Source organism: Bacillus sp. N5-665 (genome assembly GCF_022637375.2).
GTDB lineage: Bacteria > Bacillota > Bacilli > Bacillales > Bacillaceae_G > Bacillus_A > Bacillus_A wiedmannii.
Genome location: NZ_CP093325.1, coordinates 4,890,186 through 4,902,573 on the forward strand (window position 1 = coordinate 4,890,186; position 12,388 = coordinate 4,902,573).

Genomic DNA, 12,388 nt, shown 5'->3' on the forward strand with positions numbered 1-12,388 from the left:
TATATGTGCCGCTAGGTTTACCCTCCTATAGTACAAAAGATATATATTAATATCGCCAATCTAATATACGCTTCCTTCCCATTCTCCTAATTTTCATTTTCTTTAAGTATAGAAGATAAAAAACAGAATTTTCAATCCCCCCCGAATAATCCAAGCATAAATTTCTCACAAACAACAAAAATTAACTGAAGTGACTTTATTCTAAAAGAGGTGGAAATTATGACAGAGCCTAAAGAACAACAAGAGAGTAAAAATCAAAAGCATATGTTTCCATCACTTCCGGAGAACATTAATTACATTGAAAACAAACTTTCCCATTCGGACGATATAAAAAAATTAGATATCCCTTTTCAAAATGGAAAAGGAACAATTATATATATCGAATCTTTAGCAGACCCAAATTTAATTCATCAATTAGCACTTGAACCATTATTAACTCGATCGGATCTGTCTTTAGATAAAGCTTTTGCCACATTAAATATGAAAAAAGAAACAAATTTAAATTATGGTGTGCAGCTTTTATTACAAGGTAAATCCTTATATTTTCATGAACACGTCGACAGTTTTTGTATTTTCGAAACAGCTCTATCTTTAAAGAGAGATATAACAGAACCTGATAATGAAGGGATTGTCCGTGGACCGCATACTGGTTTAGTAGAAGATTTAGCAACCAATTTAGCTTCTATTCGTAAACTCATAAAAAGTCCACATGTCGTCGTTAAATATTTCACACTCGGTGAAGAAATGCATACGAAAGTGGCAATTGCTTATATGCAAAACATAGCTAATGACGATCTAGTTACAGAAGTAAAAAGAAGGTTAGAAACGATTAAGACAGATGCACTTATGCCTCCAGGATATATACAAGAATTTATAGAGGATACGTCTTTCTCACCCTTTCCGCAACAATTAAATACAGAGCGTCCAGATAGAGTCGCAGCAAATTTAATGGAAGGACGAGTTGCTATTTTATCTGATGGAGATCCAACTGCACTTATCGTTCCTGTTACGTTATTTGCTTTCTATCAATCACCAGATGATTATAATAACCGCTGGATTGTCGGTTCTTTCATCCGAATGATTCGCTTAGTCAGTTTCTTGATTGCCTTTCTCTTGCCCGCTATATATATCGCAACAGTTGCTTTTCATCCTGATGTGTTGCCGCTCGAACTTGTTTATACGATTAAAGCTTCATTAGAAAAAGTGCCACTTCCTCCTATTTTTGAAGCTCTCTTAATGGAATTAATCTTTGAATTATTACGGGAAGCTGGTATTCGCTTGCCAAGCCGAGTTGGACAAACAATCGGTATTGTAGGTGGTTTAGTAATTGGTGATGCAATTGTAAAGGCTGGCCTTGTTTCTTACACAATGATTATCGTTGTAGCTTTAACTGCGATCTCATCTTTTCTCGTTCCATCAAATGATATGAGTTCCGCAGTTCGGATTCTTCGTTTTCCGTTAATGCTCCTTGCTGCCATATTTGGCTATGTAGGAATATCATTCGGTCTCATTATAACTTTCGTTCATTTATGCCAGTTACATTCATTTCATACCCCATATCTTTCTCCTGTCGCTCCGATGCGGATAAAAGATATGAAAGACTCTTTTGTACGACTACCAATTTGGTCGTTTTGGGAACGACCACATGATTCAAAACCGAAAAAAATGCAACGACAACATGTAACGAGAGAGGATGAGAACGGTGACAAACACGCAAAGTAAAATTTCACTTGTTCAATTTACCTTTTTCGTTATTCAATGCCAAATCGGAGTTGGTATACTTTCTCTACCAAACCGTCTTCACCCAATAGCGAAAGGTGGCGGATGGATTTCTGCTCTCATCGCTGGTCTTGCAATTCAACTTATTATTTTACTTATGTGGCTTTTCTTAAAACGATTTCCTGATGCAGATATGTATGAAAGTGTTTGTATGCTATTTGGGAATAAGTTTGGAAAACTATTAGGTTTTGCTTATGTTTTTTATTTTACCCTTATCGGTATGACGGTTATGTTAAATGCTTGTAATGTCATTAAAGTTTGGATATTACAAGCAACTCCTTGGTATGCCACCCTCATGCTATTTACAATAGCTTGTTGTTACATAGCTTATAATACGTTCAAAGTCATCGTACGGTTTTACGTCATGGCTTCTATTCTCATTTTACCAATGGCTCTTTTAATTGCCCTAGGGCTTACACGAGCTGATTTTTCTTACATTTTTCCAATTACAGAAGCCGGATGGTGGAATATTATTCAAGCATCAAAAGAAACCATTACAGCTATGTATGGTTTTGAGATTATTCTTATCGCTTTCCCAAAAGTAAACGGGAGTTCTGTGGCAAAACTGAAAGCAATTTCTATCGCTAATGGATTTGTAACTCTTTTTTATACTTTTACTGTTTGGATTTGCTTTATCGTGTTTAGTCCAAAACAAGTTGAACTTATTCCAGAGCCAGTTGCTTACTTATTGCGTTCTCTACATATTGGGATTATAGACCGAACCGATTTACTATTCATCCCAATATGGATGATAACTGTTGTAGCTTCTATTGCTAGTTATTACTGTGCTGCTTCTATAGGAATTGGACATATCTTTAATCTGGCTAATCATAAAAAGGCTGTTCCAATCGTTGGTATTATTGCTTTTAGTGTAGCCCTATTTATAGATACACCTGAAGAATTAAAAGTAATTGCAACTTTTACTGATAAGTTCACGTATATTTTCATAGTTGTCCTCCCTCTTTTATTTCTACTTTATTCAGTAATAAGGAATAAGAAAGGAGAACAGTATGTTCCAAAAAAGAGTTAAATTACTTTTTATATTATGTACTAGTGCATTCCTTTCTGGCTGTTGGGATCAAGAACCATTAAGAGAAGCGAGATTAGCTTATAGCATTGGATATGATATTACGGAAGAAAATAAACTTCAGCAAACGCTTGAACTCGTAAAAAGTTCAAGCGGAGAGCAATCTTCATTCGAGAATGAAATACATTCAGCAAACGGGCATAACATAAGGGATACAAGCGATGCCCTAAAAAAAAATGTGACTGGGAATATTCGCTATTTTAAATATGGTGTTCAATTACTAGGAACCAAAATTCTAAAAAAAGGTATACTCCCCTATTTAGATGTCAGCTTTCGGGACCCAACAAACCCAACTGCTTTAGTAAAACTTATTGCAGTAGATGGTGAAACATCCGAGATACTAGAAAAAAAGAAGGTAGGAAATTTACTAATTGGAGATTTTCTAAAGAAAAAAGTGAAAAGCTTAGAAGATATGAGTGTATTTCCAAAAGAAACTTTAGAAACAGCTGCTACAAAAATGTTAGATCCCGGTAAAGACTTTACCCTCCCTTCTATAAAAATAAAAGGAAAAGAAGTAATTACAAACGGGTTAGCTTTATTTAACAATGATAAATTAACTGGGCATTTACCTTTGAAACAATCTGTTTTATTCGTATTATTAACCGGAAAAATGGGAACAAGTGCCCGTATAACCCAAAAACTTACTAGCGATGAATCAGAGAAGACATCTGATTATTTAACAATGGAAGTTAGTAATCGAAAGTTAAAGCGAGACTTAAAAATAACAACAGATAGAAAAGGAAATGTATATGCTCACATTAAGCTTCAACTAAAAGTTATAGCCCTTGAGGCTCCAAGAGATAATATTTACAAAATGGAAGAAAGAAAAAAATTAAATGAAAAATTATCTAAACAACTTACAAAAGAAGCAAAACAAATAACGAACAGGTTACAAAAAGCAAATTGTGATGCTTTCGGTATCGGCAGACACCTTATCGCATATCACCCTGAGTTATGGAAGAAAAAAAATTGGAATAAAGATTATGCAAAAGTAAAATTCAAACCTGAAGTAGAAGTAAACATTTTGTATAGTGGTGTCTTAAAATAAAAGGTTGTATGCCACGCGGGCATACAACCTTTTTATTTCGTATATCGATATACAATTGATTCATATGGTCTTAAGTTAAGTTTTGTAATATCCTTGCTGGAATCTTTATAATTCGACAGTAGTACTTCTTGCTTCATTCCATCTAATTGAACATGAGCTGGTACAGAGTACGTTATTTCTTCTCCATAGAAGTTATTGATAACGAGTAATACCTCGTCATTTACAGTACGTGTATATGCCCAAACCTTAAGATGATTTTCATCTAAAATAGCATATTTCCCTTCTGTAATTACATCATACGTTTTTCTAAGTTCTATTAACTTTTTATAATGATAAAATACAGACTCTTTATCTTCTAATGCTTTTTCTACGTTTATTTCTGTAAAGTTTTCAGCCACTGAAATCCAAGGTGTACTTGTTGTAAAACCACTGTTCATCTCTTCATTCCACTGCATCGGAGTACGGGAATTATCACGAGATTTTTGTTTTAAAATCCTGATAATATCTTCTTTTGATAATCCTTCTTCCAGCTTTATATCATATATATTTAACGATTCCACATCGCGATATTGCTCGATGGACTCGAATTTAGGATTCGTCATACCGATTTCTTCACCTTGATAAATGTAAGGTGTGCCCTGCAACATATGAATAGCTGTCGCTAGCATTTTCGCAGATTCATTTCGGTACTTTCTATCATCACCGAAGCGTGACACAATACGAGGTTGGTCATGATTACACCAGAACAACGCATTCCATCCTCCGCCCTTTTGCATTTCAATTTGCCAATTAGACATAATCTCTTTTAATTTAATGAAATCAAAATTAGCTTGCGTCCACTTATCTCCATTCGGATAATCTACTTTTAAATGATGGAAACTAAACGTCATACTTAATTCATTACGCTCAGGGTTTGAATATTTGATACAATTATCAATTGTCGTAGATGACATTTCTCCAACTGTAATTACATCTTTCCCTTCAAAAACATTTCGGTTCATCTCTTGTAAATATTCATGAACGCGCGGGCCATCTGTATAATATTTACGGCCATCGCTTGTCGCCATACTTCCGTCATCATTTAAGAACTGCTGATCTTTTGAAATTAAATTAATAACATCTAATCGGAATCCAGTTACCCCTTTATCAAGCCAAAAACGCATCATATCATATACTTCTTCACGAAGTTTTTTATTTTCCCAATTTAAATCAGCTTGTGTCTCATCAAATAGATGTAAAAAATATTGCTCTGTCTTCTCATCATATTTCCAAGCAGACCCACCAAACTTAGATTGCCAATTATTTTTTTCATCACGCCAAATATAGTAATTACGATATGGACTATTTTTATCTTCCTTCGCTTCTTTAAACCACTTATGCTCCGTCGAACTATGATTTACAACGATATCAAGCATAATTTCAATATTACGTGCCTTTGCTTCTTCTAAAAGCTCTTCAAACTCTTCCATCGTTCCGTAAGATGGATCAATACTGTAGTAATCACTTACATCGTATCCATTATCATTTTGTGGTGATTGGTATATCGGTGTTAACCAAATATAATCTAATCCGAGTTCTTTTAAATAATCTAGTTTCTCTGTAACCCCTTTTATATCACCGGTTTCTTTATTGTAATAGCTATTAAAGCTCTTCGGATAAATTTGATAAACTACACTTTTATGCCAATCCTTCATGTTTAACTTCCTCCTACTTCTGTTTTACTCGTTTTGCAAATAACCATGTTAACGTAAATGGGATTACAACTGCGATAATCATTCCTACAATAAATATTGGAATCGATTTCGGAATGATAGAAATAAATGCTGGTAATCCACCAATTCCGATAGCAGGTGCTAATACACCATTTAACGTAATGAATATCGCTGCCACAGCCGATCCTATAATCGCTGCATAGAACGGGAATTTATTTCGTAAGTTTACACCAAACATAGCTGGCTCTGTAATACCGAAATATGCTGAAATTGCTGATGTCGATGCCATACTTTTATCATTTTGGTTTTTAGAAATCCAGAACATCGCAAGTGCCGCACTACCTTGCGCAATGTTAGAAAGAGCAATCATTGGCCAAATGAATGTACCACCGTGCTGTGCAATTAATTGTAAGTCAATTGCAATAAACATATGATGCATACCTGTAATTACGAGCGGTGCATATAATGCTCCAAACAATACCGCTCCAACTACTGGTACTGTTTCATATATACCTACTAATCCAACTGTTAATAAATCTCCAATATGACGTGTAACCGGACCAATAATCCCTAATGCCAACACACCTGTTACGACAATCGTTGTAATTGGTACAACTAATAATTGAATTGCATTTGGTACATGTTTCTTTAAGAAAATTTCCACTTTACTTAATACAAATGCTGCTACTAAAACCGGTAAGATTTGACCTTGATACCCTACCTTTTCAATTTGAAATAATCCTAAAATATCGAAGTACTCAATCTTTTGTCCATCTAAACCAGTCGCTGCTTTGCCATAATCCCACGCGTTTAATAAGGCTGGATGCACAAGCATTAATCCCATAACGATCCCTAATATCGGACTACCACCAAAACGCTTCGTCGCTGACCAACCGACAAGTGCTGGTAAGAATACGAATGCTGTATTCGCCATCATATTAATTAAATCCCAAAGCCCGCCTAAGTTTGGATACACATCTAATAAATTTTTACCTTCAAAAAATAAGTCCTTTGCCCCCAATAGATTATTAATCCCCATTAGTAAACCAGCTGTTACGATCGCTGGTAATATCGGCATAAATACATCTGAAAATACTTTTACAAACTTTTGAGCTGGATTTAACTTTTGGTTTCCAGAGTCTTTCACGTCAGCTACTGTCGCTTCCTTCATACCTGCAAGCGTTATCAATTCAGCGTATACACGATCTACGTCCCCTGGGCCAATTACAATTTGAAATATCCCAGCGTTATGAAACGCTCCTTTCACTAATGAAACAGACTGTAGTTTATCATTATCTATTTTACTTTCATCTTTTAAAGCGATACGGAGCCTCGTTACACAGTGCGCAGCTTGTTCAATATTGTCTTTCCCACCAATATACTGCAACACTTCCTCTGCTGTTTTACGATAGTCTTTCCCCATATTCCCGTCCCTCTTTTCTTTATTTGATACCGTTTACAATTACATATTAACTCGTATATATAAGTTAGTCAACACTCGTATATACGAGTTTGTGATTTTTTTATAAAAAAAGAGATGAAACGTTATTTCGTTCCATCTCCTTATTTTCTCCGCGCCACATCCGAAAAATGAAAAATATCTAAGCGGTGGCGTGATTCTGTATATTCGAACTGACTTCCATCATAGAAATGCGTAAAGTTTTTCACAACAACAACATAGTCTGTTCCATTTAAATCTAAATACTTTCTATCGTCCTCTGTACATGGCTGCACTTCAATTACCCTTTGTGAGTAACTAATATGAAGCCCTAGTTCTTTCTCAATGTATTTATAAATGGACTCCGCTGCAATTTCACTCGTTAATCCAGGAATATATTCCGATACAAAATGATTAATATCCAAAATTACTTTTTCTCCATCAATATTTCGTACGCGCTTAATATGATCTATTTCTGTTTTCTCTTTCACATTTAATAGCTTTGCAACCTCTTTTGTCGCTTTTACTTTCTCTATTTCCACGACTTTTGTAATACAATGGCGTCCTAAACGTTCATTTTCTTCTTGGAAACTTACAATACCACCAAAGTTGAATTCAATGTTTTTTCGCTTTAAAACAAAAACACCTTTTCCATGTATTTTTTGAACATATCCACGCTCTTGCAATAAATCTACTGCTTTTCTGACTGTACCTCGACTTGCTTCATATTGCTTCATTAATTCTGTTTCTGATGGGATTTTGCACCCCTCTTTTAATTGTTTATTATCAATAGACTTACTGATTTCTGTATAAATTTGTTCATACTTACTCATCATCTACAATAGCCCCTTGTCACCTTCTAATTCTATATGTATTATACCATGCTACACTCTTCTGCCAATCTCTCACTTATTTTCCAGTATAGGAAAAATACAGGTAAATATTTAATCTCTAAAACGTATTTTTATAAAAATTTTTATATTTTTCTTTTCATTCAAAAAAACATGTAGTATACTAACTTCAAAATCAGAGGAGAAAGGGAGCAAAGAACTATGCTTACTTATACAACAATTGTAGTTACATTTGCACAAAAACATCATCATCATACGTAACCCTTGAAACCTAGCGGAAAAATTACGCGTAGGTACAAGGGTTATTCCCGTTGTACCTACGTTAGGCGAAGAGCCATGTAGGTATTTTTTATCTACATGGCTCTTTTTTTATTGCCAAAAAGCTAGTAAAAAATGATGTTTAAGTAAAACTTACTACAAAGGAGTTAACAAAAATGGAAACGAAAAAATGGGGATTATGGATTTTAACAGCTTTTGTGATCGGAAATATGGTTGGCGGTGGCGTATTTATGCTCCCAGCAAATTTAGCACATGTATCAGGTCCAATGGGTTCTACACTCGCATGGAGTATTACAGGCCTTGGCGTATTTATGATTGCACTCGTATTTGGAAATTTAGCAATTCGCAAGCCAGAATTAAAGGCTGGACCACAAAGTTACGCCCAAGCAATGTTCCCTTCAAAAAAAGCGGGTAAAGTTGCAGGATATAGTATGGCATGGGGATATTGGGCTGCGAACTGGGCTGCAACAGCATCTGTTATTATTTCCTTTGCTGGATATTTATCAACATTCTTTCCAGTGTTACAAAGTAAGCAAATTCTCTTTTCTACGAACGGATTTTCACTAGAACTCGGAAAAGGACTAACTTTCCTCGTATGTAGCCTTATGCTATGGGGAATTCAATATATTCTTTCTCAAAATATTGACCAGGCTGGGAATATGAATCTTCTTGCTACCATTGCAAAAATTATCGGATTTACAATGTTTATTGTAATCACATTATTCATTTTCAATGCCTCTAATTTCGGAGACGGTCAAACATTTATGAATGAAGCAGGACAATCAATTTCGTTAGGTGGACAAATCAATTCAGCTGCTATCGCAACACTTTGGGCATTTATCGGTATTGAATCTGCTGTAATGCTTTCTAACCGTGCAAAATCTCAGCGCGATGTAAAAAAAGCTACTATTTTCGGGTTGATTATCGCTCTTCTTATTTACATGTCAATTACTTTACTTACAATGGGAGCTCTTTCGCAAGATGCTTTAAAAGAGTCTCAAAAACCATTAGTAGACGCATTAAATTTAGCAATTGGCAATAAAGGTGCCTATATCATGGCTTTACTTGCACTTGTATCTTTATTTGGATCTACAGTTGGCTGGATCGTTGTTAGTTCAGAAGTACCTTACCAGGCAGCCAAGAATGGACTTTTCCCTAAGTTTTTCGCGAAAACAAATAAAAAAGGTAGTCCTTCAAAATCATTATTTATTACAAATGTGATGACGCAAATTTTCTTATTCTCAACGATTTCTGGCACTGTGTCAGAAGCCTATAATTTCGCTATCGTTGTAGCAACATTAGCTTATTTAATCCCATACCTTGTTTCCACGCTGTACCAATTCAAATTGGTTATTACAGGAGAAACGTATGATATAATGCCTGGCTCTCGAATAAAGGATGGAATCATTACTACACTAGCATTTGTCTACTCTATTTGGGTTATCAAAACAGGAACTGCTGATTTAAAAACGTTCTTCTTAGGAATCGGATTGTTTGTATTAGGTCTTATTCTTTATCCAGTATTAATGAAAGACTCGAAAAAAATGAATTAAAAAAAGAGAAGCTACTCGCTTCTCTTTTTTATTAAAAATCTGTAATTAACTTTTCTTTTAACTCTCCTACAGATAAAGGTGTCGCATAATAAAATCCTTGTACGTAATCACAGCCCATAGATTGTAATAAACTTTCTTGCTCTACTGTTTCTACCCCTTCAGCAACTACTGCTAAATTTAAGCTATGGGCAATTTCAATAACAGATTTTACAATCGTTCGCTCTGGCTGTGCGTGATCATAATGAAATTCACGAATAAAGTTACGATCAATTTTCACTATATCCAGTGGCAGTTGCTTTAAATAGTATAAGGAAGAATAACCCGTTCCAAAGTCATCTAAAGCAATTAAAATACCCATATTTCTTAATTCTTGTAATGTAGCAATAATATAATCAAAATGACGAACAGCGATACTTTCCGTTACTTCCAAAATTAAACGATTCGGTGGAAAGCCAGTTCTCCTTAAAATGCTACGTACAGATAAAATAAAACGCTTTTGCATTAATTGTTGTATGGATAAATTAACAGATAACCTTAGTCCTTCTTCGTAATCTGGCAATGTTTTAAACAAGCGACATGACTTTTCTAATACCCAGTCTCCTAATTTTATAATAAGTCCAGATTCTTCAGCTACTGGAATAAATTCGCCTGGCGAAATAGGCCCTTCTTCTGTCGAACAACGTGCTAAAGCCTCAATACCGGTATATTTCTTCGTTTTCAAATCAATAATAGGCTGCAGTACCACATCTAATTCTTCATCACGGATTGCCTTTTGCAAAGCGAATTCAATTTTCATTCTACGATTTATTTTCGCACGTAACTCATCTGTAAAGAAACACGCGGCATTTCTGCCTTGTTCTTTCGCACTATACATGGCTAAATCCGAATTTTTCAATAGAGTTTCTACATCTTGTCCGTCTTGCGGATATGCGCACAGTCCTAGACTAGCTGAAATGTATACTTCATGACCTTCAAGTATAAATGGTGCCTGAAAACACGACAGCACAGATGTTGCTAACTGCCTCATTTCATCTTGTTTATGATTTTTTGTTAACAGCACAAATTCGTCGCCACCCAGCCTAGCCAGAACGTCTTTCTCTCCTAGCACATAATGCAACCGTGAAGCAACTTCGCTTAAAAGTAAATCCCCTATCATATGACCTAGCGTATCGTTTACTAATTTAAAACGATCCAAATCAAAGTAAATCATACCAAATTCTTTTTTTCCTGCAATCATCTCGTTTACAGTTGTTATTAGCTGCAATCGGTTCGGTAAACTCGTTAAAGCATCATGATACGCAAGCTCCCTATAACGACTTTCACTTAACCGCAACCTCTGTTCTGCTTCTTTCCTACTACTAATATCATTTCGGATCGCGATAAATTGATACGGCTCTCCTTTTTCATTTAAAAACGGAACAATTGTTGTTTTAACCCAATAATACGTCCCATCTTTTGCTTGATTTCGAATCTCACCTCTCCATATTTTTCCGTTCAAAATACGCTTCCATAGAATTTGAAAAAATGTTTTCGGGTGATATCCTGAATTTAAAATACGATGATCTTTCCCTATTAGCTCTTCTCGTGTATATTTGGAGATTTCACAAAACTTATCATTTACATATGTAATAAGACCATTTCGGTCTGTAATCGCAACAATTGAAGACTCATCTAATGCTAACTTTAAATCTCGCAATGAAGAGTCATATAATGCATGACCTCTTTGTTCTAGCATGCGCATCTCTCCTTGCTTCCTATCTGACTAAAACACAACTTGTTTCTCTTCATAGAAATAGAGATATTTCATTTCTTAATAATAGCTATTTGCATTCATCACATTTTGAAATATGCCGATTAAAATAACATAATATTATTTGTAATAAAAAGCAATATAATACCGTTTCAATTATAAATAGTAGTTTCTTATCGCTATAATTAGCTTACTTTATTATACATTATTCATTCTCTTACATTCCTTTATAGCTTGCTCTATACAACACCTATTCCCTATTAATCCCGCTCATATCTAACCTCTTTACTTTACTAGCGAAATAGAATTTCGAGCGCACTATACAACTATTCACGGATAATAATATAAAAGTTAAAATTAGTATATACGTTTTTGAATTACAATAACAAAATATTAACATATTTTCACCTTTATTTTGGAAATATTTTATAAATACTTTATTAAACTAAAAAAAGAGGAAAGCCTCTTTTTTAGTTTAATACGGATATGATATTTGCTGATACCCCGGATATGGAGTTGGATATGGTGCTGGGTATGGCGCTGGATAAGTTACTGGGTACGGTGCTGGATAGTAGCCTCCACTTGCTGCACCCGTTAATGCGCCAGCTGTAAGTCCACCTAACACGCCTCCAGCAAAACTTCCTGGGAAAAATCCACCACCCCATGAGCCGCCACCCCAGCCCCATCCACCTCCATGATGGTGGTGATGATCATGGTGATTGTGCCCTCCGTGGTGGTTATGTCCGCCATGGTGGTTATGTCCGCCATTATGATGGTGACCGCCATGATTATGACGATAATACAATCCGTTATTTTCTATATAATTCATGTTTCCCCTCTCCTTTTCCATTTTCTCATCTTAATAGGTATTGTATGAATAGTACGGACCTT

Annotated in this window: 9 protein-coding genes; 4 read left to right on the forward strand and 5 right to left on the reverse strand. The window is 35.2% G+C overall.

Going from position 1 to position 12,388, the window contains the following annotated elements; all coding sequences use genetic code 11:
• Positions 1-219 precede the first annotated feature (219 nt).
• Genes gerKA through gerKC form a run of 3 tightly spaced genes read left to right on the forward strand, consistent with a single transcriptional unit; the run spans position 220 to position 3,914 of the window.
• Complete coding sequence (gene gerKA / locus MNO09_RS27770) at positions 220-1,722, forward strand: spore germination protein GerKA (RefSeq protein WP_000138673.1); 1,503 nt, start codon at positions 220-222, stop codon at positions 1,720-1,722.
• On the forward strand, positions 1,703-2,809 hold the full coding sequence (locus tag MNO09_RS27775; RefSeq protein WP_000185782.1) for a GerAB/ArcD/ProY family transporter: 1,107 nt from the start codon (positions 1,703-1,705) through the stop codon (positions 2,807-2,809). The genes gerKA and MNO09_RS27775 overlap by 20 nt, the downstream gene beginning before the upstream one ends.
• Positions 2,790-3,914, forward strand: a complete 1,125-nt coding sequence (gene gerKC / locus MNO09_RS27780) for a spore germination protein GerKC (protein ID WP_000486842.1) — start codon at positions 2,790-2,792, stop codon at positions 3,912-3,914. The genes MNO09_RS27775 and gerKC overlap by 20 nt, the downstream gene beginning before the upstream one ends.
• Before the next feature lie 32 nt (positions 3,915-3,946).
• Here the strand turns inward: gerKC and treC are convergent, their stop codons facing one another.
• The 3 genes from treC to treR form a co-directional block, all read right to left on the reverse strand.
• Positions 3,947-5,608 carry an alpha,alpha-phosphotrehalase gene (gene treC, locus MNO09_RS27785; RefSeq protein WP_000656093.1) on the reverse strand — a complete coding sequence of 554 codons (1,662 nt, stop codon included), beginning with the start codon at positions 5,606-5,608 and terminating at the stop codon, positions 3,947-3,949.
• Positions 5,609-5,621: 13 nt separating this feature from the next.
• Positions 5,622-7,049, reverse strand: a complete 1,428-nt coding sequence (gene treP, locus MNO09_RS27790; RefSeq protein ID WP_000513931.1) for a PTS system trehalose-specific EIIBC component — start codon at positions 7,047-7,049, stop codon at positions 5,622-5,624.
• Between the two features lie 140 nt (positions 7,050-7,189).
• The gene (gene treR / locus MNO09_RS27795) at positions 7,190-7,900 is read right to left on the reverse strand and encodes a trehalose operon repressor (protein ID WP_000987247.1); all 711 of its coding nucleotides are present in this window, start codon (positions 7,898-7,900) and stop codon (positions 7,190-7,192) included.
• Between the two features lie 449 nt (positions 7,901-8,349).
• Between treR and MNO09_RS27800 the strand changes: the two genes are divergently transcribed.
• Positions 8,350-9,747, forward strand: coding sequence for an amino acid permease (locus MNO09_RS27800; RefSeq protein ID WP_000448428.1), 1,398 nt, complete (start codon positions 8,350-8,352; stop codon positions 9,745-9,747).
• Positions 9,748-9,778: 31 nt separating this feature from the next.
• Here the strand turns inward: MNO09_RS27800 and MNO09_RS27805 are convergent, their stop codons facing one another.
• Both MNO09_RS27805 and MNO09_RS27810 read right to left on the reverse strand, forming a co-directional pair.
• Positions 9,779-11,482, reverse strand: coding sequence for a putative bifunctional diguanylate cyclase/phosphodiesterase (locus MNO09_RS27805; RefSeq protein WP_000893357.1), 1,704 nt, complete (start codon positions 11,480-11,482; stop codon positions 9,779-9,781).
• A gap of 490 nt (positions 11,483-11,972) precedes the next feature.
• Positions 11,973-12,326, reverse strand: a complete 354-nt coding sequence (locus MNO09_RS27810; RefSeq protein WP_070169395.1) for a cobalt transporter — start codon at positions 12,324-12,326, stop codon at positions 11,973-11,975.
• Between the last annotated feature and the right edge of the window lie 62 nt (positions 12,327-12,388).

Coding starts and splice junctions, on each gene's coding strand:
- gerKA (WP_000138673.1), top strand. CDS start 220: ATGACAGAGCCTAAAGAACAACAAGAGAGTAAAAATCAAAAGCATATG.
- gerKC (WP_000486842.1), top strand. CDS start 2,790: ATGTTCCAAAAAAGAGTTAAATTACTTTTTATATTATGTACTAGTGCA.
- treP (WP_000513931.1), bottom strand. CDS start 7,049: ATGGGGAAAGACTATCGTAAAACAGCAGAGGAAGTGTTGCAGTATATT.
- treC (WP_000656093.1), bottom strand. CDS start 5,608: ATGAAGGATTGGCATAAAAGTGTAGTTTATCAAATTTATCCGAAGAGC.
- treR (WP_000987247.1), bottom strand. CDS start 7,900: ATGATGAGTAAGTATGAACAAATTTATACAGAAATCAGTAAGTCTATT.
- MNO09_RS27810 (WP_070169395.1), bottom strand. CDS start 12,326: ATGAATTATATAGAAAATAACGGATTGTATTATCGTCATAATCATGGC.
- MNO09_RS27805 (WP_000893357.1), bottom strand. CDS start 11,482: ATGCTAGAACAAAGAGGTCATGCATTATATGACTCTTCATTGCGAGAT.
- MNO09_RS27800 (WP_000448428.1), top strand. CDS start 8,350: ATGGAAACGAAAAAATGGGGATTATGGATTTTAACAGCTTTTGTGATC.